Source organism: Pyrinomonas sp. (assembly GCF_040289685.1).
GTDB lineage: Bacteria > Acidobacteriota > Blastocatellia > Pyrinomonadales > Pyrinomonadaceae > Pyrinomonas.
This window is the reverse complement of the sequence record NZ_PSLQ01000062.1, coordinates 1-22,183: the sequence shown is the minus strand read 5'-3', so window position 1 is coordinate 22,183 and position 22,183 is coordinate 1. Positions and strand designations below refer to the sequence as shown.

General features: G+C 59.5%; 13 protein-coding genes and 2 pseudogenes. 7 read left to right on the top strand and 8 right to left on the bottom strand.

Annotated features, from left to right (window positions below; genetic code table 11):
• Positions 1-140: 140 nt before the first annotated feature.
• Positions 141-1,085 carry a Rossmann-like and DUF2520 domain-containing protein gene (locus C4334_RS12160; RefSeq protein WP_352432355.1) on the top strand — a complete coding sequence of 315 codons (945 nt, stop codon included), beginning with the start codon at positions 141-143 and terminating at the stop codon, positions 1,083-1,085.
• Between the two features lie 75 nt (positions 1,086-1,160).
• On the opposite strand, the gene C4334_RS12155 is transcribed toward C4334_RS12160, so the two are convergent.
• Positions 1,161-2,165: an NAD(P)-binding domain-containing protein gene (locus C4334_RS12155; protein ID WP_352432354.1), complete on the bottom strand. Its 1,005-nt coding sequence runs from the start codon at positions 2,163-2,165 to the stop codon at positions 1,161-1,163.
• Positions 2,166-2,402: 237 nt separating this feature from the next.
• Here C4334_RS12155 and bshC point away from each other — a divergent pair, with 237 nt between their 5' ends.
• The 3 genes from bshC (at position 2,403) to C4334_RS12140 (ending at position 6,802) form a co-directional block, all read left to right on the top strand.
• The gene (gene bshC / locus C4334_RS12150; protein WP_352432353.1) at positions 2,403-4,088 is read left to right on the top strand and encodes a bacillithiol biosynthesis cysteine-adding enzyme BshC; all 1,686 of its coding nucleotides are present in this window, start codon (positions 2,403-2,405) and stop codon (positions 4,086-4,088) included.
• A gap of 163 nt (positions 4,089-4,251) precedes the next feature.
• A complete protein-coding gene (mutL, locus tag C4334_RS12145) occupies positions 4,252-6,222 on the top strand; it encodes a DNA mismatch repair endonuclease MutL (RefSeq protein ID WP_352432352.1) in 1,971 nt (656 codons plus the stop codon).
• A gap of 64 nt (positions 6,223-6,286) precedes the next feature.
• Positions 6,287-6,802: a chemotaxis protein CheW gene (locus tag C4334_RS12140; protein ID WP_352432351.1), complete on the top strand. Its 516-nt coding sequence runs from the start codon at positions 6,287-6,289 to the stop codon at positions 6,800-6,802.
• A gap of 73 nt (positions 6,803-6,875) precedes the next feature.
• Here the strand turns inward: C4334_RS12140 and C4334_RS12135 are convergent, their stop codons facing one another.
• The 6 genes and pseudogenes from C4334_RS12135 to C4334_RS12110 form a co-directional block, all read right to left on the bottom strand.
• Positions 6,876-9,488 (bottom strand): SpoVR family protein, encoded by a 2,613-nt coding sequence (locus tag C4334_RS12135; protein ID WP_352432350.1) that lies wholly within the window; start codon positions 9,486-9,488, stop codon positions 6,876-6,878.
• A 673-nt stretch (positions 9,489-10,161) separates the two neighbouring features.
• Positions 10,162-10,683 (bottom strand): annotated as a pseudogene (locus C4334_RS12130) (DUF444 family protein); the annotation flags it as partial.
• Positions 10,684-10,707: 24 nt separating this feature from the next.
• Positions 10,708-12,108: pseudogene (locus C4334_RS12125) on the bottom strand (DUF444 family protein); the annotation flags it as partial.
• Positions 12,109-12,376: 268 nt separating this feature from the next.
• Positions 12,377-14,314: a PrkA family serine protein kinase gene (locus C4334_RS12120; RefSeq protein WP_352432349.1), complete on the bottom strand. Its 1,938-nt coding sequence runs from the start codon at positions 14,312-14,314 to the stop codon at positions 12,377-12,379.
• A gap of 240 nt (positions 14,315-14,554) precedes the next feature.
• Positions 14,555-15,475: a tRNA pseudouridine(55) synthase TruB gene (gene truB, locus C4334_RS12115; protein ID WP_352432348.1), complete on the bottom strand. Its 921-nt coding sequence runs from the start codon at positions 15,473-15,475 to the stop codon at positions 14,555-14,557.
• A 14-nt stretch (positions 15,476-15,489) separates the two neighbouring features.
• Positions 15,490-16,077, bottom strand: coding sequence for a Uma2 family endonuclease (locus C4334_RS12110; protein ID WP_352432347.1), 588 nt, complete (start codon positions 16,075-16,077; stop codon positions 15,490-15,492).
• Positions 16,078-16,374: 297 nt separating this feature from the next.
• Here C4334_RS12110 and C4334_RS12105 point away from each other — a divergent pair, with 297 nt between their 5' ends.
• Together C4334_RS12105 and alaS are read left to right on the top strand one after the other, a co-directional pair.
• A complete protein-coding gene (locus C4334_RS12105; RefSeq protein WP_352432346.1) occupies positions 16,375-16,962 on the top strand; it encodes a regulatory protein RecX in 588 nt (195 codons plus the stop codon).
• Between the two features lie 179 nt (positions 16,963-17,141).
• On the top strand, positions 17,142-19,817 hold the full coding sequence (gene alaS, locus C4334_RS12100; protein ID WP_352432345.1) for an alanine--tRNA ligase: 2,676 nt from the start codon (positions 17,142-17,144) through the stop codon (positions 19,815-19,817).
• A 235-nt stretch (positions 19,818-20,052) separates the two neighbouring features.
• Here the strand turns inward: alaS and C4334_RS12095 are convergent, their stop codons facing one another.
• Positions 20,053-20,415 carry a peptidoglycan-binding domain-containing protein gene (locus C4334_RS12095; protein ID WP_352432344.1) on the bottom strand — a complete coding sequence of 121 codons (363 nt, stop codon included), beginning with the start codon at positions 20,413-20,415 and terminating at the stop codon, positions 20,053-20,055.
• A gap of 685 nt (positions 20,416-21,100) precedes the next feature.
• On the opposite strand from C4334_RS12095, the gene C4334_RS12090 reads away from it, so the two are divergent.
• Complete coding sequence (locus C4334_RS12090; protein ID WP_352432343.1) at positions 21,101-21,919, top strand: lytic transglycosylase domain-containing protein; 819 nt, start codon at positions 21,101-21,103, stop codon at positions 21,917-21,919.
• Positions 21,920-22,183 lie beyond the last annotated feature (264 nt).

Sequence of the window (22,183 nt, the reverse complement as noted above, 5' to 3'; positions counted from 1 at the left end):
ACGCTCCCTCCACGCGCAGTCACGGCCTGTCCAGCCGCCAAATATATTCTAGCGCGCCCTCGTGTAAATTGCAAGAAAGGAGGCAAGGCGGCGCTCCTCCCCACGGCTAAAGCCGGGGGTCTCCGCGCCGCCGCGATCGGATGAAAAGCGCCGGTCCAGCAAGACACGTCGCTCCTCTGTCGCCGCGCGCGCGCGTGGCGATCATCGGCGCTGGGCGCGTTGGCTCAGCCTTCGCGCTGGCTCTTGCCTCCTGCGGTTACGAGATCACGGCGCTTGTCGCGCGCCGCTCGACGAGCGCACGACGCGCGCAAAGACTTCTCGCCGAACGGGGATACGCGCCGCCGTTAGCGCTCCGGGCGCAAGATATGGCCAGCATCCCTTGCTCGCACCTTTTCATCATCGCGACGCCGGACGATTCGATCTTCGCGACGGCGCAACTTTTGAATTCAGCCCTATCGCATGATCTCGCCGGTTGCATTGCGCTTCATGCGAGCGGGGCGCTCTCGTCCGAAACGCTTGCGCCTCTGCGCGCCAGCGGATGTAGCATCGGCTCGATCCACCCGCTTGCCGCCATCAACGACGCGATCTCCGGCGCCGATAAACTGAAAGAAGCCTTCTTCTGTCTCGAAGGCGAACCCAAGGCCGTTCGCACGGCCCGCCGCATCGTTCGCGATCTCGGAGCGCAAAGTTTCTCCGTGGCGTCGGAACGAAAAGCCCTCTACCACGCGGCGGCGGTGATGTCTGCCGGGCACGTGGTCGCGCTCTTCGACATCGCGCTCGATCTGCTGCGGCGCTGCGACTTGCAGCCTCGCATGGCGCAAAAGGCGCTCTCATCCCTTCTCCTCTCGACGGCGGAGAACCTCTGCCGCACCTCCCCATCGCGCGCTTTAACAGGTCCTATTGCGCGTGGCGACCTAGAGACAGTGCGACGCCATATTGCGGCGCTGAACGCGCACGCCAGTGCCGAAGCGTTGACGATCTACGGCCAGCTTGGGCTTCATGCGTTGGAGCTTGTGGCAACGAGCCGACTGGATGCGCAAACGGCACAAGCCATGCAGCAAGCGCTGCGCCGCTTTGCAAAGTGAATTCGCCCGGGGAGCGGGCCGCTCGTTGAATCGAAATCCCTTTGAGTTTGAAACGAAATGTGGCGGCCGTCGAACTCAACCGACGGCGCTGCGGCGCAAGCTCTGCGCGATCAGCGGCACGATGCGCCGCGGAACGGCGATGGCCTCTTTGATGTGGCGCGCGAGCGTGAAATGGCCAGCGACGTAAAGTCCGGGGACGTTGGTCTCGAAGCTTTCGGGATCGTAAACCGGCACGTCGCACAACCCGACGCGACGAATCTCAACGCCGACTTGACGCAAGAGGCTGAGATCGGCATCGCTTCCAATCAGAACGAAGACCACATCGTTGGGGATGACGCGCTCGCGGCCGTCCTCGAGCACGAGTCGCACGTCGCGTTCTCTGATTTCAACTACTTCGCGGAAGAGCAAAACTTCCAATCGACCGAGTTCGATTTGCGTTTCGAGCGGCGCGCGCACCCAATGTTTGATCGCGCCGCGTTTCGGATCGCGGTTTTCCCAATCGCTGCGCCAGATGGCGAGTTTGGTGCGCGCACCAGCCTCGGCGAGAAAGAGCGCGGCCTCGGCGGCGGAGTTCCCGCCGCCAACGACGAGCGCCTCTTTGCGCACGTAAGGGAAAGCTTCGACGAAACGATGGTGCACTTTAGCGAGGTCTTCGCCCTTGACACCCAAGCGACGAGGATAGGCCATTGCCCCGACGGCGACGAGCACGCGCGCGGCTGCATATTGATCGCGCGTCGTGCGAACGAGGAACCCGTCATCCTCGCGTCGCAGTTCGAGCGCCTCCTCTTCGGTGTTGATGCGCAGATCGCGGTCCAGAACGAACCGCACGTAATGGGTCAATAGCTCTTCGCGCGTCGGCTTTTCACGGCAAGGTTGCAACGCACCGGGACGCATCTCGAGTTCATCCGGCGTGGAGAAGACCGTCAGTCCGATCGGGTAGCGATAGATCGTATGGGCGATGAATCCTTTCTCGATCACTAGGTAGTTCAGCCCTTCGCGCGCAGCGGCGTCCGCCGCAGAGATCCCTGCCGGTCCAGCGCCGATGATCAACAGGTCCAATTTCTCTCGACTTCGCGTCATGATGCTTGCACGAAATGGTCGCACTTTCGGCTGCAAATGGCAACTGAAGAATTTCGTTCCATCATCGCAACGTGCTGGCATACTCGTCAAGGATGAGTTTGCGCGCTTGCCGAAACAATCGTTATAATCTCCCGGTCACGGAGGACGAAAAGTTCTGCGCACGCTTGGACGCTTGCCGCTCGCTTCGCGGCTTTTCGCTTCTCAAGAGGTCTTAGCTGGCCCTTCGATGTTGAATCTATGCTGACTGCTGCGGAAAGCGCGTGTCACGGCTCGCCGGAAAAGATCGGGCTGCGCGTCGAAAGGTTTCCCTTCGAGCGCATCCCGCACCAATCGCGCCTCTTTCTCGCGTATTTGCGCGACCCGGAGAGTTTGCGCCACTTCTACCCGTCGGCTGTGCGCCATCACTACGAAGTCGCCGCGCGATCCGCTGAGGTGCTCGCGGCCCATCGCGTTGACCGCGCCGCGCTGTGCGATGCGCTTGAAGCGTTCCACCGAAGACTGGCGGCGCCGCCTGAGACCTTCGCGCAAATCGAACGCCTACGCCGAAGCGACGCGGTCGCCGTCGTTTCCGGTCAGCAGGCCGGTCTTTTCACCGGCCCGCTCTACACCATCTACAAAGCTTTGTCGGCCATCAAACTGGCGCAGTGTTTGACCGGACGTGGTCTCGCCGCCGTGCCCGTCTTCTGGATCGCCACCGAGGATCACGATTGGGCCGAAGTGCGGCGGGCGGAAGTGGTGGCTTGCGATGGACGGTTGGCCAGCGTCGAGATCGACGACCGGTCGCACGCTGAGGGCGCGCCCGTCGGCCATGTTCAATTGGACCAGTCGATCGAAGAAATCATCAGCCGCTTGCTCGAACTCCTCCCAAGCACCGAGTTCACGCCAGCGCTCGAGCGTCTTCTTCGCGAAGCGTACGCGCCAGGTCTCGCCTACGGCGAAGCTTTCGCACGAATGATGCTCGCGCTCTTGGGAAGATACGGCCTGATCGTTCTCGATCCGCTCGACGCGCACTTGAAACGCTTGGCCGCGCCGCTCTACGCAGAAGCCGCGCGACGCGCCCCTGAGATCGCATCGGCACTGGTGGCGCGCAGCCGCGAATTAGAAGAGGCTGGGTTTCACGCGCAAGTCATCACCTCGCCCGATGCTTTTCCGCTCTTCATCCACCTTGACGGCGCGCGCCGTGCCATTACGCGCAGTGCGGAAGGGCGTTACCGCATCAAAGACACGGAGCGAGAATACAACCTCGCAGAACTGGCGAGCTGGATCGAACAAGAACCGACGCTCTTCAGTCCGAACGTCACCTTGCGTTCAGTCGTACAAGACTACTTGTTGCCGACGATCGCCTATTACGGCGGCGCTGCCGAGATCGCTTATTTCGCTCAAACATCCGAAGTCTACCGCGTGCTGCAGCGCCCGGCGACGCCGATCTTTCATCGCGCCAGTATGACCATCGTCGAACGTCGCACGGCGCGTACGTTGGCGCGCTACAACCTACATCTGGCCGATCTGTTCGCCGGCAGCGAAGCGGTAATAGCGCGCGTCGTCGAGGAGCATTTGGGACGCGAAACGGCGCGTCGCTTCGACCAAGCGGAAAGAGAGATCAACGAAGCGCTCGACAAGCTTCGCGCCGAACTTCTCCGCTTCGATCCGACCTTAGCCGCAGCGCTCGACGGCGGGCGCAAGAAGATCAACCATCAATTGAAAGGCTTACGCCTGCGTTTTCACCGCGCGCAAATGGCACGCGACCGAGCAGCCCATCGTCAGATCGAGCGCGCCTTTAATTCCCTCTACCCCGATAAGACCCTACAGGAACGCCGGATCAACATCACGTCTCTGCTCGCGCGCCACGGGCAGTACGTCATCGATTGGCTCTACGAAGCGACGGATCCCGATGCAAACGATCACCTGATCGTATATCTCTAGCCGGATCGATCCTTTTCTTCCGTCCATCGCTCCCCTTTCTGCACCCTCTTCTGCGTTGCTGCGCCGTCAGCATCGCTCGATGGGAATCATGCCTCTCCCGTCCAGCCCCTTTCGCGCTTTGGCGAAATGGGCGATAATGGGAGCGTGCGGTAGGTCTTGAAAGATGGGGAAAATCAAAGTCCTTCCCGATCAGCTAGCCAATCAGATAGCCGCCGGCGAAGTGGTGGAGCGACCAGCTTCGGTCGCTAAAGAATTGGTTGAGAATTCGCTCGACGCGGGAGCACGGCGCATCCACGTCCAATTCGAAGGCGGCGGCAGGCGCCTGTTGCGCGTCGTGGACGACGGCGAAGGGATGACGCGCGACGATGCCGTTCTCGCCTTCGAACGCCATGCGACCTCCAAGATCGGGCGCATCGAAGACCTTTTCACGATCCGGACGCTTGGCTTTCGCGGCGAAGCGCTGGCTTCCATCGCCGCCGTCGCGCGCGTCGAACTGATCACCAAGTGCGATGAAGAGCCGCACGGAACGCGCGTTCGCATCGAGGGCGGCAAATTGCGCGATGTCGAACCGGCAGCCCATCCGCGCGGCACCACCGTCGTCATGCGAGATCTGTTCTTCAACGTTCCAGCCCGCAGGAAGTTCCTTCGCTCCGAAGCGACCGAAAGCTATCACCTGACGAACTTGATCACGCACTACGCGCTGGCCCACCCCGAAGTGGAATTCGTCCTCGTTAACAATGGGCGCGAGACGTTGCGCGCCGTTCCAGCAACGGATCTGCGCGAGCGGGCCTATCAGATCTTCGGTCCGGATTTCATCGCCAGCCTCCTGCTCGTCGAAGGCGGGCAACCGGGAAGCGTCTTCGTGCGCGGCTTCGTCTCCGCTCCCAAAGAGCGCCGCACATCGCGCGAAGCGCAGTACCTATTCGTCAACGGTCGCTTCGTGCGCGACAAGTTGATCGCACGCGCTTTGTCTGAAGCTTACAAGTCCGTTCTGCCGCCCGGAGCTTATCCGGCAGCGCTCCTCTTTTTGGAGGTCCCGTTCGATGAGGTCGACGTGAACGTCCATCCGGCCAAAACCGAAGTCCGTTTCCGCCGCGCTGAATTAGTTGCCGAGACCATTCGCGAAGCCGTGCGCTCGGCGCTTCACGGCGCGGGTCATATACCCATTTCGCCGCCCGTCGTTGCGCGCGACTTGCCGCCGATGCCGACCGAAAGCGTTGGGCCAGTGGTCGAACAGGCGAGAATCGCCTTCGCAGAAGAAGCGCCGGTAACGGACATGAGCGCCGGCCCACCTGCAGACATCTCTGCGGCTGTTCTTGCGATCGATCCGCAGCCGCGACCTGCGGCGAGTCGAAACGAGGTGCTCGCCCCCCCCGCACAGGGCGAATACCGCGAAAAGAGACCTGAACGCGACTCCACGACCACTTTTGATCAAGCCCCGAAAGCCAGTGGCGAATCGCTCCGCTCATTCGGCGACATGCCATCGTCCGCTCCCGAGAGCAAGTTGCCGCCGCTCGCTTCGGCATCATCGTTGGTCCGGGAGGTCGAAGATCTGTCGCCCGACATCCGCCCGTTGGGCCAATTGGAAGATAGCTATATCATCGCCACTGACGCCGAAGGGTTGCTGCTGATCGATCAGCACGTGGCGCATGAACGCATCCTCTTCGATGAATACCGCGCGCGCGAACAGACGCGAAAGATCGAATCGCAGCAGTTGCTCGTCCCCGAAGTCTTCGATTTAACGCCAGCGCAGGCGACCATCTTCGATCTCGTCACCGAAGAACTGGAGAGGATGGGTTTCGAGTTGATGCGTTTGTCGGGGAGGACGGTGGCGATTCGCGCCGTGCCAGCGGATTTGCCGCCCGCGGAAGCGCGTAACCTTTTGATCGAAGTGCTCGATTCGGTCGATCCCGCAAATCGCCATGCCGCGCGCGAAACCCTGCGCGACCGCATCGCCGCGTCGCTCGCTTGCCGCGCGGCGATCAAGATCAACACGCCGCTGACGCAAGAGAAGATGCGCTGGCTGATCGACCGGCTCTTGACGACCAGTTCGCCGACCACCTGCCCGCATGGGCGACCCATCGTCTTGCGGTTGAAGACGCGCGACATCGAAAAAGGGTTCCACCGCACTTGAAGAAAGCGGCGCTAATGTCGCGCCGCACAATAGCTCCCATCAACGGACGTTTGAGCACTGTAGGATGGAAAGGGGCGATCAACAGCGCGAGTTCGTCATCTTCAGACTCGACGACGAATACTTCGCCTTCGATGTCGGCCAAGTCGCCGAAATTTTCGCCTACCAAGAGCCGGTAAGGCTGCCGCGCGCGCCGAAGTTTCTCGTCGGCATGATCGATGTGCGCGGCCACATGCTGCCGGTGGTTGATCTTCGCCTGCGCGCCGAAGTCGAAGCAGCCCACCAACCGCGCCACATCATGGCCATACGTTTAGGCGAAAGGTTCATCGGCGCCATCGTTGATGAGGTTTGTGAAGTGTATGAAGCCGAAGAGGAGGACATCGGCGACGTAGCCGTGCTCGGCGACAAGTTGAATTCGCAGTACGTGCGGCGCGCGCTGCGTTGGGGACGAAGGCTCGTGCCCGTGGTCGATGCGACCCGCTTGCTGACGACCGAGGAGGCTTTGCGGTTGCGCCGCTTGCGCCCCAACCCGCGTCGGCGTCGCGGCGAAAGAAGAGAAGCGGGCGAAAAGCCGCCATCCTGATTTAACATTCAGCGGGGCGGCTGCGGGGCTTGAAACTTTCGACGCTGCTCCGCGAAGCGGTACGCCTTCCCGATCAATCCTCGTCGTGCTCCTCGCCGTCGTAGTGCATCACGATCTTTTCACCATCGACCACTGTTTCGAGGTGGACCGGCCTCCCCCACAAAGTGTAGACGTGTTCCAAGACTTTGCGCGCGTAGTTCAGATCGAGTTCCGCGCCCTCGTACCTGTGCAGCAGATAGAGTTCGCGGTTGCGGTTGTAGTCGCCGTCGGCGACGACGATGTAGGGGAAACCGAAGTTGGTCATGTTGGCGACCAGTTGATCGCGCACGCGCTCCCAGCGCTTTTCGGTGACGCGCCACTCTTCATCATCGACCAATTCGTAAACGAACAGGTCCAACTCCTCGCACAACTCTTCGGTCAGATAGTTGCGCAAGAAGGAGACGTCGTTCTCCAACTCGCGCACCTCGAAGATCTTCTCGCGTCCTTGACCGGGACGTCGCCCAAACTCTTCCTGCTCCTCTTTGGTTGGGTTGTCCCACCGACGCTCGATATCCTCGAAGATCTTGTAACCGAGATAGTAGGGATTGAGCTGTCCCTTGTGCGGCGAGACGACGCTTGCATGAAGCTCGGCAAATTCGATCGACTCTTCGTCCGTCAAATCCAGCTCGCGCATGATGCGCGCATGCCAAAACGAGTTATGGTGGAGAAGACCATTAGCCACATAAGCGTGCGCCACGCCAACCGTGATGTCATAAACATCGGCACAACCATATTCGATGGCGATGATCTCATCCGCCTCATCTTCTTTCTCGAAACAACGATGGCTTTCGACGTATCGGCGCAACGCCTCTTGTTTCGGCGCGAGCTTGAAGCCGATCTCGTCGAGAAAGAGTTGGGCCGAACGCCCTGTGATGTCGAGATGCGCGCCGCCGTCCCGCTGCGGACGTTGAGTCGAAAGGATGCCGTAGTTGAGCAGAACGATCTGCACCGCGCGAATAAGCTCCTCGCTCGAAGATGAAAGCTCGATGCCCGATGGACCAACGCACGCGGCAGCGTCGAAACAACCGCGCAAGAATGCGGAGACGACCTGCTTGGGCGAGCGCAAGATGATATCCGGCACTCTTTTGCGCGGCGCTTCGTCCGAAAGATCGATTCCCAAGGCGGCGAGAAATCCCCAGAGTTCGCGCGAATAAACGACGATGCGCCAACGCCCGCCTCGTTCGGTCGCTTCCCAGCGCATAAACGCGCGCAGGCCAAAAAATTTTTCGATCCCCTCGGCAAGCTCGCGCGCGCATTCGGCATCGCCGCAGGTCAAACAGATCCCCGATTTCGTGCGATCGCCGTCGCCGACGAAGTATCCGAGCAACCACGCGAGGTCTTCATCTAAGACTTCGGGAGCGCGCAAAGCCGAGCGCGCTAGCGTTTCCCCACCGCCTCTCGCAGGTCCGTACGAAGCGACGCGAATCGCTGCATTGATCTGTGCCCCGTTCGAGGTTCGTCGTCCGCGCAGATGACGCAATACGGTCCACACGGGCGCGCCCGCAACCGCCGCGACCGCTTGAAGCGTCGCGTCCGGCTCCGCCCGAAAGTAGTCGATCCTCTGCCGCTCCGTGGGCCAAAGGTTCGCGCCCTTTTCGATGTGAACGCGGTCCCCGAGCTTCAAGTCTTCCAGATACGCCCATGCGCCATCGGCCAGAAGCACGCGATGTTTGCGCGCGCCTTCGATGGTGAGTCCGCGCCGAGTGCGAATGCGAACCGTCGGCGCTTGCCGCTCTTTATGAAACTCTTTGATCCTGAACGCTTGGTTCTTTCGGCCTGCGGCGACGCCGATCTTCTCGCCTGCCTCGTAGAGTTGATCGAATCGGATGAAGCCTTTCTCCGTCAGCAGCAGCGCGTCTGCGGTCAAGCATGCCCAACCCTCGTTCATGATCTTGGTCTGCATTTGCGGGACGAAATACTCCATCTCTTCGTGGATCATCGCCATGACGTCGCGCTGCCAATCTTCGAGGATGGGCGAATTCTTCATGATGTAATAGACCAGATCTTTTTCCGGCAGCCGCTCGCCGCGGGGCTTCTCCTCTTCGGCGTTGATTTCGCGCGGCCCGAGAAGATCATCGTAGCGACCCTCGACCTTTCTGGACGGGATGCGACGCTTCGCTACCCATTCCTCGTCTTCGCGCCGGATGAAGAAATCGGGATCGATGTGCTCCTCGATGGAAAGCACGGCATCGAGGAACTTTTCGACCGTTTTGCGACCATATTTGAACTCGTACTCGGCCATGCGCGCTGCATGGGTCGAAGCGGTTTCGACCATGCGGCGGTTGGTCTTCGAAAAGTAGACGTTGTTCTTGAAGAAGTCCGTGTGGCCGAGCACATGGGCCATGACGAGCTTGTTCTGAATGAGGCTGTTGGTCTCGAGCAAGAAACCGTATGACGGGTTGGTGTTGATGACGACCTCGTAGATCTTCGATAGACCGAAGTCATACATCGTCTTCATGCGCTGATACGCCTTGCCGAAGGTCCAATGCGAGTATCTTCCGGGCAGCGCATAAGAGCCGATCTCGTACATCACGGTCGCGGGCACGATCTCGAAATGGGTTGGAAACGGATCGAGACCGAACCGGATGGCAACGTCCCAAATCTGTTCGAGCGCTTTTTCGAGCTCTTTGATCTCACGGTCGTTCATATGGGTATTCTCCCCCCAAGTTCGATCAACTGCAAGGCGATCGGGAGCCTCGTTCTGACGCAAGAAGGCGTTTGGCCTTGCAAGAAATGGGACAGAACCAAAGATGCCAGCGACCAAAGAACGTACGAGGGACTCGCAAGGAGCAGCCCGCCATACCGCTGATCGCTCTTTGCGACTTCCAAGCGGCAAAAGAATGCGGGAGGGGCTCATGACGAGCAAGCCCTCCCGCAAAGAAGCGTCGCACGGTAAATCTTAGAAGAGGATTTTCGCTCGAAGCTGAATGACACGTCCTCCGAAGTCGCCGATGCTGTAGTTATTGAAGAACGGGCTGTTGACGTTGATGAAGGCCGTATTCGACGGGCTGACGCCGCTGATGGTTTCTATCCTCTGATTTAACAGGCCGCGTTGAAAGCCAGCCCACGATCGAACCGCCGGACCACGCTGATCGAGCCGGAATCATACTGCGAGTCGCCGACAGGCTCGAAAGGGGGCAGGTTGCAGAGGAACCCGAATCGAGCCAGTGGACGGACGCGGACATCTCAGCGCGATCGCAATTGCCCGAGCGTGGGAGGTTGGCCAGTTGCGCCGACGTCGGCTGATTTCGGCTGACTAAAGCGTTCAGATTCCCATTCGCTTGCTGGCTTTTCGTTTGTCAGCCACGACGCAGAGACAGCTAGATTTCCATCCCGCGCCGTCCGAAGAATTGCCGAAGCGCCGGATAGACGTCCTCTTTTTCGTCTATGCGCACGCCGATGAAATGCTCTTTGTTCTTCAGCCGGTCGTTGAAGATCGACAACAGCGCCCCGGACGAACGCCGGTAACCGGCAGCGCCTTCTTCGCCGATCTCGCCGTAACCGAACAGATTGCACGTTTCGATCAACTCATCGGCCAACCGCACGGCCTCTTCGTTGTCTGAATAGTAGTTGTCGCCATCGGAGAAGTGAAACGGGTAGATATTCCAATCGCGCGGGCTGTAACGCTCTTTGATGATGTCGAGCGCCAAACGGTAGGCCGAAGAGACCACTGTTCCGCCCGATTCGCCCTGCGTGAAGAATTGTTCTTCGGTCACCTCGCGCGCCTCCGTGTGATGCGAGATGAAGACGATATCGACATTGTCGTATTTCGTGCGCAGGAAGCGCACCATCCAGAAATAGAACGAACGCGCGATGTATTTCTTGAACTCACCCATGCTGTTGTGGCTCAAAATGCCATCAACGATGTAGTTGTGATGGCGCGCGACCTCGCAATCATAAACCTGCACTGGCTCCTCACAAAGTTCGATCTTCTTGACGCGCGACACAATGGCTCGATCGCCCATCGCATCTCGAACCGCCCGGAGCGCACCAACGGCGATTCCGGGATCGCGCGCAACCGTTTGTCGCTCAGCGAAAGGCCAGGCAAAAGCACTCATGCGCTGGTCACCGCACGTGCGCGTCGAACAGCGTAAAGGTGCGAATCGCTCCCACCAGTCAAACAGCACGAAAGACTCGCTTCGCGCAGCAACGCTTGCGTCGCTTCGGCGAGAGACCAGCCCCTCAAGCTTTTTGTCCTTCCCCGCGCGACCGGACCCGATCTGCTCGTAGAAGCCAATGGCGGCTTCATCGTAGCTGAAGGGCGTGTAGGAGAGGTCGTTTCCAATCGCAGCGATCGTCGGCTTCCCTCTCTTCGCCCTTCGCCTCCAAGCATCTGCGAGGAGAAGGGCGTCTCCTTCCACCAATTCATCGGTCCGTTTTTCGGTGATGCGGTCGCGCGGCTCGTCGTACACAAAGAAGACGTGGGCCGGAGTGGCGCGGAGCGTTGTGTCCTCCGTTTCGATGATGAACGTCCGCGCGACTCGTTTGGTGAACGTCTTCGTCACAACGGAAGCGACCTTTTCATGATTCCCCAGATCAATGCAGGCCACTTCATCTCCGACCTCGATTTCGCAGATATCTTTGCAGGAACCGTCGGCCATCTCGATCAGATGTCCGGCTGTAAGGCAGCCCGAGACGTCCATCATGGCGATGACGACGGCGTTTGACTCATAACGCTGTTCTTCCTCCCACGTCTTGAAACGCAAGTCCTCCTTCTTGACGTTGCCGAAGCGCGGCACGCCGCGCTCGCGCGCGTTGCGGCGGATGTTTTCAAGGATCATGCGCCGCTTGTCGAGATTGGCCATGACGCCCGTGCGACGGATCTCGGTAAAGCGCGTGGTCTTCGAAGGCACGGCGCGTTTGGCTTTGTCTTCGAGAAAGGGGAGTTGCAGGTCTTCGAAGATGAGCGCCGCGATCTCGTCGATGTCGACTTCCGCTTCGTAGTACTCGCTGCCGCCTTCGCCCCCGGCCTGTCCGCTCCCCGCTCCGGGGCCGCCCTGCCCTTCGCGGGCGATGACGTCGCCCACTTGCGTGTTGCCATCGCCCTGTCCGACGTGGCGACGTTTACGATGATCGAAGCGGAACTTGTACTCTTCAAGCGAGCGGATAGGCACTTTGACGGTCTTCTTCCCGTCGGAAAGGATGATCGCTTCGTTAGAGACGATCGAACCCAAGTTCTGGCGAATCGCCTCACGCACGCGCTCCTTGTGCCGCTCTTGATCGATGATGCCCTTGCGTTGTAGCGACCAGTCGTTGCGTTGAATCATCATAGCGTTTCACCGGTGGCCGAAAGTGATCCGCTCTTCAAAGCGCGAAGATGAGTCGAAGGATCGACCTAAGAGCTAAGCTTCAGCGATAAGGGTTCGATCTTCAAGGGATCGCTTCGCTCCACACTCGAACGCTCCGCCCATCGAACCCGCGCCGTCTCTTTCCCCGCTTGCGTCGCCCATCAAGAATCGCCCCCCTCGCTCCGCGCGAGGGGCTTTCTTTTCCGAAGAGTTTGATCGCAGCGCGCAGTCGAGCCGCCGTCGTTCGTCAACGCGACAGCAACGTGCCGACGTAGTTGAGCAGTTCGTTGGCGCAGACCGGGCAGTAGCCGTGCTCGCGAATGAGCCGGTCGATCACCTCGTTGATGCGCCGCAACTGATCGGGATCGGGCGTCTTGGTCGAAGTGGTGATCTTCACCACGTCCTTCAAGTCGGCGAAGATCTTCTTTTCGATCGCTTCCTTTAGGCGCTCGTGCGAAGCGTAGTCAAAGGCTTTGCCCTTGCGGGCGTAGGAAGAGATGCGAATCAAGATCTCCTGCCGGAAGGTGTTCTTCGCGTTTTCGGTGATTCCGATCTGCTCTTCGATGGAGCGCATCAATTGCTCATCGGGCTCCATCTCTTCTTCGGTGATCGGATCCTTGATCTTCTCTTTGTTGCAATAAGCCTCGACGTTGTCGAGGTAGTTGTTGCACAGGGTGCGCGCCATCTCCTCGAACGAGTAGACGAACGCGCGTTGCACTTCGACCTTGGCGATTTCGTCATACTCCTTGCGCGCCAAACTGATCAGATTCAGGTAACGCTCGCGCTGTTCGGACGTGATCCCGGTGTGCGTATCAAACCCATCCTTGATCGCGCGCAGCGCATCGATCGGCGTCAAGCAGGTGACGCCATCGCGCACCAACGCTGACGAGAGCCGATTGATGATGTAACGCGGGCTGATGCCATCCATGCCTTCACGCTCAGCCTCTTCCTTGAGTTCGCGCACGTCCTTCGACTTGTAGCCTTCGACCTCTTCGCCGTCGTAGAGCTTCATCTTCTTGACGAGATCGACGTTGGCGCGCTTCGGCTCCTCAAGGCGCGTCATGACGGCGAACATCGCCGCGACCTTCAGCGTGTAAGGAGCGATGTGGACGCTGCGAAGCGCTTCCGATTGTTTGAGCAGCTTGTCGTAGATGCGCTCTTCTTGCGACACGCGCAAGTTGTAGGGGACGCGCACCAAAATGATGCGGTCTTGCAACGCTTCGGACTTCCTGTTGCCCGTGAAAGCGATGTACTCGTTTTCGTTGGTGTGCGAGATGATCACTTCGTCGGCATAGATCATCGCAAAACGGCCAGTCTTGATCGATTGCTCTTGCGACAAGGTCAACAGGCTGTAAAGGAACTTCTCATCGCACTTGAGCATCTCGATGAATTCCATGATGCCGCGATTGGCGATGTTCAATTCGCCGTCGAAGCGATAAGCGCGCGGGTCGGACTCAACGCCCACTTCGCCGATGGTCGAAAGATCGATTGAGCCGGTAAGCTCCGTGATATCTTGGCTCTTCGGATCGGATGGAGCGAAAGTACCGATGCCGATGCGGTCCTTCTCCGAAAAGACGATGCGATGCACGCGCATGTCTTCATGCCGCCCATGATAAACGTGCTCAAGCATGTAACGACACTGCGGACACAGATCGCCTTCAATGTAGATGCCGTAGTGTTTTTCGATCTCGGGGCGCAACTCATGCGGGATCAAGTGGAGCGGCTCTTCGTGCATCGGGCAATCCTTGATTGCGTAAACGGCGCCTTGCTCGGTGCGCGTCCACTCTTCCAGCCCGCGCTTGAGCATGTTGACGATGGTCGATTTGCCGCCGCCGACAGGCCCCATCAACAGCAGGATGCGCTTTCGCACTTCAAGGCGCTGCGCGGCGGATTTGAAGTATTCGACGATCTTCTGGATCGACTCCTCGATGCCGAAAAGCTCCGAAGCGAAGAAGTTATAGCGTATGATTTCGTCGCGGGTTCCTTCGTGGATCTTCTCCACACCCGCCGCATGAATCATCTCGTTGATGCGCGCGTGCGATAATTGCGCGAGCTTCGGATTTTGCACGACCAGTTCGAAGTAGTCGCGAAACGTCCCTTCCCACCGCAGAGCTTCGCGCTCGCGTCGCAATTGCTCCAACCGTTCGCCGATGTCGAACCCCTTTTTTCTGTCTTGCTCTTGCATATCTCTTCTCTGCACTTGCCAACTTCGAGCTGCGACGTCCGTCGGATCGTTCGCCGAACCATCCGACGAACGGCTGATACACCTCAAACCTCGAAGCATGAAGCGGGATCATGTCCGCTTATGCCCCACCATCGATCTCGTTTTCAACGTTGAGCTTGGCCGACGGTGTGTTCGCTTCCAGCGGCGAGCGCAGCCGACGCGCTCTCGAACTGGCTTAAGTATAACACAGCCCACAGAAAGCTAAGTCAACTTTTCTTCTGCGCCGAACACTACGCGCGGACGCAGCTGCCCACCGAAACATTCGCCGACGGCTAACAACCGACCGTCGCCGCCATAAACGCGCACGAGTTGGACTCGCGCCTCGCTTGACATCGACCATCGCACGGCGGCACCGTGTGCGATGCGACGCGCTTGGCTTTCGGTTAGATGCACGGGAGGCAACCCGCGTAAGGCTGCTTCCACCGGCAAAAGAGCCTCGTGTGGGTCGGCAGCAGCTTCGAGCTCTTCGAGCGTTCGCGCGATCTCGATTCCGAAGTCTCCGGCTCGCGTTCGCTGCAAACGTCGAAGATGCGCGCCCGTGCCGAGCTTTGCTCCCAGATCTTCCGCTAGAACGCGCACATAGGTTCCAGCCGAGCAGCGCACGCGCACGCGCAAATCGCACGTTCCATCGTCGTTGCGCGCAAGCCACATGCCGTCGTCGGGGAGCGCTTCGAACTCGTGCACAACGACGCGCACAGCCAAACGCTCGACCTGCTCGCCGCGCCGCGCGAACTCGTAGAGGCGGCGTCCGCGGACCTTTTTCGCCGAATGCATGGGCGGCACCTGCTCGATCTCGCCGCGCAGGCTCTGCAGCGCAGCCTCGATCTCCGGCGCGGTCCACTCCGGGCAGATGACCTTTGGCTCGCGTGCCGCCCCAGTCAGATCTCCCGTCTCGGTCGCATACCCGAAACGGATAACAGCCTCGTACTCCTTTTCGGCCCCAGCAAGAAACTGCGCCAGCCGCGTCGCGCGCCCAACAAGCAGGACGAGCACTCCGGTAGCGAACGGATCGAGCGTTCCCGTATGACCGATTCGTCGCTCGCCGAGCAGGCGACGCGCACGCGCGACGACATCGTGCGAAGTCCAACCGGCAGGTTTGTCGATGACGAGGATTCCATCCATCGCAAGCCCCTTTTTCAACCCGAGACCGCGCGTAGCGTCGCACACATGAGATCACCCCGTTGGTAAAGATCGGCCAGCGCGATTCGACAAGCGGGAGGGAACGAAAGGACCGCCGACGCTCCGTCTAGTTCGAAACGCCCCCAAGTCCCGTCCGTTCGACGTGAGAAGCGCTCGACGCGCGGGCGATCTTGTGCAATCAGCAAGCAATCACGAGGAGACTCGATGGCGGCGTAACGGCGAAACTTTTCGCTTTGATCGGAAGTGGGAGGCGATATGACTTCGAAGATCGCGCTTGGATTCAAGCGCACGTCGCCGTGTTCGTCGTGCAGTCGGGGTTCGCCGCAAACCACAGCCGGATCATGATAAGCGAACAGATCTTGGTCGCCGGAGCGCACCTTCATGTTCGGCGAAAAACCACGACATCGTGTTTCTCTGAATTGCGCATGCAAGATGCCATGAAGATTGAAACAGATCGTGCTGCGCGCCGGGCTTTTGCTCGCCATCGCGTGGACGAAGCCGTTTAAGTATTCGTGCCTGATCTCGGAAAGACGTTCGAGCGGCCAATACCCTTCGAAGACCGGGAGCGCGAAAGGCAGAGCCATGACGTCACCTCCTATGCCGACATTGAAAATTATACTCCAGCCTGCTTTTCGCAACCGCATGCAAACGCCGCAAACAATGGAGTCGAAAGAGCTGCAAACATCAATCGAACGCAAAGGCGCGCGAGATCACGTAAACGACAGTTTAGGACGTTTGGCGATTTGCGCGTCGGCTCGCTTTGAAATTAAAGTTAAAACGCGATGCGGGAAGGACGTTCCAAAAAGATCGGCCCGACGGAGCGCGAACCAACGCGGGCGCGCCATTGGCGCGAAACAGAGCCGTCCGCCGAAAAGCCTGAGATGAACGACTCAGAGAATACTCGACGGCGCGATCGGCGGGGCCAGTCCTCCCCTTCGGCGCGCCACGAGCGCGTTGAGCCCCCTAGCAAAGCTTCTTCCGCAGAAGAACCGCCGCGCGAGCGAGTATTGAAACGCGCCATGCGGTTGCTCGCGGCGCGTCCGCGCTCCGAGCGCGAACTGCGCGAAAGGTTGCTCGAAAAGGAGCGGGCAAGCGCCGGCGTGATCGAGGAAGCGATCGAAAAGCTGCGCGAGTACGGATACGTGAGCGATGAGAAGTTTGCGCTCGGATACGCCTCCTATCGCGTCCAACAGAAGCCCATCGGCAAACGCCGCCTGTTGCGCGAACTGGCCGCGCACAAGCTCTCGGAGGAAGCGATGCGCGAAGCGGTCGAAGCGATCTTCACTGAACATTCAGAGGAAGAACTGCTCGATCGCGCGATCGAGAAGCGGCTCGCTAGAACCGGCCCGCCACGCTCGCGCGCCGATCTGAAGAGGCTTTACGATCATCTGTTGCGCGCTGGCTTCCCGCACGAAATCGTCATGAGCCGTTTGAAGGACCTCAAAGTAAACCAGCCGGAAGAGGAATGATTGAAACGGCGGACGGCGCATGCGCGAAGTGAGAAGCGACTTGAAAAACCAGTCGGAAGAGCGCGGATCGAAAAGCCGCCGAGATTCGACGCGCGCACAGCTTCGTTTTGTTTGCGCTCGCGTGTTAAACTGAGAAGTTTCAAATGGCGCGAACTCTTCGCCGTTTACCCGAAAGCAAGATGATGACCGGACACGAAATCAGAGAAACTTTCTTGCGCTTCTTCGAAGAACGCGGCCACGTGCGCGTGCCATCGAGTCCGCTTCTTCCGGCCAACGATCCGACGCTTCTTTTCGCCAACGCCGGCATGAACCAGTTCAAGGATGTCTTCACAGGCGTCGAGCGGCGTCCATACAAGCGCGCGACTTCGGCGCAAAAGTGCATCCGCGCTGGCGGCAAGCACAACGATCTCGATGATGTCGGCAAAACGGCGCGCCACCACACCTTCTTCGAGATGCTCGGCAACTTCTCGTTTGGCGACTATTTCAAGCGCGAAGCGATCGAGTACGCGCTCGATCTGCTCTTGAACGTCTACAAGCTCCCGCCCGAAAGGCTGTGGTTTACGGTCTATGAGACCGATGATGAGGCCGCTGCACTGTGGGCTGAAGCCGGAGTCGCGCCCGAGCGCATCTTGCGTTTCGGTGCCAAAGAGAACTTCTGGCAGATGGGCGATACCGGCCCGTGCGGCCCGTGCAGCGAGATCCATTACTACCAAGGGCCAGACCCGCACGACCCGACGAAGAACCGTGCCGAGTTGGTCAATGGCCCGGGCGATGAGACGATCGAGATATGGAACCTCGTCTTCATGCAGTACGATCGGAGCGCTGACGGGACGCTCACGCCGCTTCCGGCCCCTTCCGTAGATACGGGCGCGGGCTTGGAAAGATTGGCTGCCGTGCTTCAAGGCGTGCGCTCGAACTTCGATACGGACTTGCTTCGCCCGCTCGTCGATTTCGCCGCCGAATTGGCCGGGCGCGAATACGTCGCCGATTCGCACGAAGGCTTCGCCATGCGCGTCATCGCCGATCACGCGCGCGCAACTGCTTTCTCCATCGCCGATGGCATCTATCCGGGCAACGAAGGGCGAAATTACGTTCTGCGCAAGATCATGCGCCGCGCCATCTACCACGGGCGACACGCGCTCGGACTGGACCGGCTCTTCTTCCATCGTGTGACCGACAAAGTGGTCGAGATGATGCGCGGCCCGTATCCGGAACTAGAAGCAGCGCGCGCGCTCATCGAACGCATCGTCAAGAGCGAAGAGGAGCGTTTCGGCGCGACGCTCAGCACGGGGCTGCAGAAGCTCGAAGCGTTGCTCGCCACCGTGCCTCAAGGTGAGATGCCTGATTACAAAGAACTGGCGCGGCTCTACGACACCTTCGGCACGCCGCGCGATCTCATTCGCGTCTCGCTCGAAGAGCGCGGCATCTCGATCCCGGAAGACGAATTCAACTTGCGCTTCGAAGAAGCGTTGGGCGAACTCCAACGCGCAAGCGCGCGCAGTGCGCAAGCGCGCGCCAAGACGAAAGAGGTCTATGCGCGGCTTGCCGAACGCTTGGGGCGTACGGAGTTCACCGGCTACGAAGGGACGCGCCTGGCTGGAGCGCGCGTCGTCGCGCTCATCAAGGACGATGAAGAAGTGGACGAACTGCGGGCGGGGGACGAAGGCGAACTGGTCCTCGATCGCACGCCCTTTTATGCCGAGGCGGGCGGACAAGTCGGCGATACGGGCGTCATCGTCACAAGTGAGGCGGACGCGCGCGTGCTCGACACTCAAGCGCCAGTGAACGGCCTCACCGTGCATCGCGTTCGCATCGAACGAGGCGCGTTCAAAGCGGGCGACGAGGTGACCGCGCAAGTCGATGCGGAGCGGCGCGATGCCATTCGCCGCAACCACACGGCGACGCATCTGCTCCATGCAGCGCTGCGCGAGGTTTTGGGTGCGCACGTCAAACAGGCCGGTTCGCTCGTCGCGCCCAATCGCCTACGCTTCGACTTCACGCACTTTCAACCGCTCACTGCAGAAGAGATCGCCGAGATCGAACGTTTGGTCAACGAGCAGATCCTGCGCAACGTCGCCGTGCACACCGAGATCATGCCGCTTGCGGAGGCGTTGCGTTCAGGCGCGATGGCGCTCTTCGGCGAAAAGTATGGCGAGCGCGTGCGCGTGCTCACCGTTCCGGGCTTTTCAAAAGAGCTATGCGGCGGGACGCACGTGCGCGCCACAGGCGACATCGGGCCGTTCAAGATCGTGCGCGACGAAGCGATCGCCTCAGGTACACGGCGCGTCGAGGCGATCACCGGTACGGACGCTATCGCACGCTTCCAAGAAGATGAAGCGCTGGTCAACGCGCTCGCCAGTGAACTGCGCACAGCGCGCGAGCGTTTGCCCGAAACGGTGGAGAAACTTCAAGAAGAGCTGCGTCGCGCGCGACGCGAGATCGAAGAGCTTCGCGTCAAACTCGCCGCCGGAACAGTCTCCACATCGGCGCAAGACGGTGAGGTGCGCCAATGCGCCGGGATCAAGGTCCTCGTGCGCGAGGCGAGCGAACTAGACGCTTCGGGCTTGCGCCAGCTCTCCGACGCTTTGCTCGCGCAGCTCAAATCGGGCGTCGTCGTCTTAGGGCGTCGCGCCGAAGGCAAAGCCTCGATCATCGTGCGCACTTCCGCCGACTTGCGCTCGACGATCCCGGCAGGTCAAGTCATACGCGAACTGGCGCCCATCTTGGGCGGACGCGGCGGCGGACGGGCGGACATGGCCGAAGGCGGCGGCCCAGAACCAGAAAAGCTGCCCGAAGCGTTGCGGGCAAGTTACGACATTGTCGAGCGCATAGCGAGCTCGTCGAAAGCAGCATGATCGCGTCTTGGTGACCCCAACTCTCGTGAGCGAGGCTTCCCCATTCTACGGAGCGTCCTTGCGGATATGGGGATTGCTTCCAATATGCGTGCGAGATCGGCAATGCGAACGCTTGACATGAATCGAAAAGCGCCGATGGATTCTCCACCTTCCATCGGCGCCTTATTCATGTGAGCAGGGTATCCAACTTACCCACTGTCCTCAATATTTTCGTGGGCAGTTCTCAACTCCAGCATTAGCCAGCCTTCTGTTTTTCCGTCAGCGCAATCTTCATCTTCTCAAGCGTCTCGCGGTTAAGCGTGCCGGTAACGCGCAAGCCTTCGGCCTGCTGATACTTGCGCAGTGCCGCGCGCGTCGCCGGATCGAGCCTGCCGGTCACTTCGCCCGTATACAAACCGCGCTGCTTGAGGATCTCTTGCGCCTGTTTGACCTGCTCTTTGGTCGCACGGAAAGGAGCGCCGCGCCGTTTAGCTACGGCCTTCGATGCGGCTGCATTCTGGTTCTGAGTTTGGCCCGCCGTAGGCGCTGAAGCCGCCTGCGCCAACGCAATCACAGGTAAAACCAACGCTAATGCCAAAGCGATCGTAAGGCTCCTCATCTTTCCTTCCTCCCTTTTGAGTGAGGTTTGTGATGTTTTATGCTCCGCACGGCCCGCAGCCGTGGAGACTTCGGGAGCACTCCCGCAACCGCTTGCCTCACCAAGCTAGTCTCAGGGGCCCCACGGTTCGGTTCGAAATTTTATCATTCTCCAAAAACGACGTACAGGTCCAACGACAGCTTAAAACCTCGGAAAAAGAAGAACGCGAGAAAATCATCGGGCGAAAAGGAAACCTCGTCCTGAAAAAGCCCCTCTCCCCATAAATTTCTCCTTCGATCCATCTTCTCCGATTCGCCTTGCTCAATCCCTGACATTCTCTCGCTCAGGAAGCCCGCCCAAAAGATCGGATGATTGACTCCGATTCAACTCACTCGACCTTTAGCATCCTCCTGCGGTCGCCCAATAAGCGGCGTCTCAGTTTCTCTTGGTAACACTTAGCAATAACTCAAGCCGTGGTCGCCGCTTTGACTCTGGAGCGCCGAAAGCGGCGCGTCGCCGAGATTGGCCCCCTATGACCTACTCTAATTGCCGCCGCTCAAAGCCGCGCTTGCTTGTCAACCTTCGCCATTTTGTTAAAAATCGTTGTATTTAGTTGAACAGAAGATGAAGGTGTGTTAATATTCGCTGCACCTCGCCCTCGCCGGCGAGCTTTGGAAACGAACTGCTCTCGCTTGCTGCCTTTGTTATGAGGTCTTTCGCGCTTGTCTGGTGTTGGATTGCGTTGCTCTTCGGTTGCGCCGCAGCGCAAACGCCCGCTCGTTACTCTCTTGACAACATCGATCTCGGCAGTTTCCGATTGCGCGATGAAAGCGCAGAGGGGCTGCGCCGCTCAAGGTTGCTCAAGCCAGTGTTACACGCCGCCAATCGAGTCGCCTCGCTGCGAACACTCACTGGCGAGAAACTTCTTCACGCGCGTCCCAGCGGCGAAAGCAAAGAGCCTAGCCATTGGCTGCGCGGTTTTACTACGGGCAACGCCCAAATAGATGCCCTTTTGGTGGAAGCGGGTTTGCGTCACGGCGTTGATCCGATGCTGCTTTACGCTGTCATGCATCAGGAATCGGCTTTCCGACCGCGCGCCATCTCGCCCAAAGGGGCGCGCGGCTTGATGCAACTTATGCCCGGCACGGCGCAGCGATTCGGCGTGACCAACATCTTCGATCCGCGCCAGAACATCGAGGGCGGCACGCGCTACTTGCGATTCCTGCTCAACATCTTTGACGACGACGTCGCTTTAGCACTGGCCGGCTATAATGCCGGAGAGGGTGCCGTTCTGCGTTATGGCGGGCGCATTCCACCCTATCGCGAAACGCGCGAGTACGTTCGACGGATCACGGAGCGCTACAGGCTGATGTGCGATCCCGAGACCGCTCGACGAGCGAAAAGGGTCGGCAAAGCCGAGTTGGCGGCTATTGAGGCCGAACAACCGAAACCGGCCACCGTTTATGAACGGAGCGTCTTTGCGGTCAGATTGCCGGACGGAAAATTCCGGCTCGTGAGTCAATGAGATCACCTTCGATTAGATGAGAGGGTAGGTCGCGCGAAGGGCGGAAATCGCTTCCCGTCTGGGCTATGCGGGGCTAGGTAGCCCGTGTATAACGAAGCGCATAGCGAGGGACAGGCTGCATTCAGAGAAGCGAGGGCTTCGCGCAACAGAACCCACCGTCACCTGAATCACCCACCCGCTCACTTAATCTGAACGAAAGATCCATTCATCTTCAAGTCGTCGCTTGCTGAGAATTCTTCGGTCTAAATCTGCTCGTCGCCCTCA

What these genes read in the sequence shown, in the direction of transcription:
- C4334_RS12160 (WP_352432355.1), top strand. Translation starts at nt 141, where the DNA reads ATGAAAAGCGCCGGTCCAGCAAGACACGTCGCTCCTCTGTCGCCGCGC.
- C4334_RS12155 (WP_352432354.1), bottom strand. Translation starts at nt 2,165, where the DNA reads ATGACGCGAAGTCGAGAGAAATTGGACCTGTTGATCATCGGCGCTGGA.
- bshC (WP_352432353.1), top strand. Translation starts at nt 2,403, where the DNA reads ATGCTGACTGCTGCGGAAAGCGCGTGTCACGGCTCGCCGGAAAAGATC.
- mutL (WP_352432352.1), top strand. Translation starts at nt 4,252, where the DNA reads ATGGGGAAAATCAAAGTCCTTCCCGATCAGCTAGCCAATCAGATAGCC.
- C4334_RS12140 (WP_352432351.1), top strand. Translation starts at nt 6,287, where the DNA reads ATGGAAAGGGGCGATCAACAGCGCGAGTTCGTCATCTTCAGACTCGAC.
- C4334_RS12135 (WP_352432350.1), bottom strand. Translation starts at nt 9,488, where the DNA reads ATGAACGACCGTGAGATCAAAGAGCTCGAAAAAGCGCTCGAACAGATT.
- C4334_RS12120 (WP_352432349.1), bottom strand. Translation starts at nt 14,314, where the DNA reads ATGCAAGAGCAAGACAGAAAAAAGGGGTTCGACATCGGCGAACGGTTG.
- truB (WP_352432348.1), bottom strand. Translation starts at nt 15,475, where the DNA reads ATGGATGGAATCCTCGTCATCGACAAACCTGCCGGTTGGACTTCGCAC.
- C4334_RS12110 (WP_352432347.1), bottom strand. Translation starts at nt 16,077, where the DNA reads ATGGCTCTGCCTTTCGCGCTCCCGGTCTTCGAAGGGTATTGGCCGCTC.
- C4334_RS12105 (WP_352432346.1), top strand. Translation starts at nt 16,375, where the DNA reads ATGAACGACTCAGAGAATACTCGACGGCGCGATCGGCGGGGCCAGTCC.
- alaS (WP_352432345.1), top strand. Translation starts at nt 17,142, where the DNA reads ATGATGACCGGACACGAAATCAGAGAAACTTTCTTGCGCTTCTTCGAA.
- C4334_RS12095 (WP_352432344.1), bottom strand. Translation starts at nt 20,415, where the DNA reads ATGAGGAGCCTTACGATCGCTTTGGCATTAGCGTTGGTTTTACCTGTG.
- C4334_RS12090 (WP_352432343.1), top strand. Translation starts at nt 21,101, where the DNA reads ATGAGGTCTTTCGCGCTTGTCTGGTGTTGGATTGCGTTGCTCTTCGGT.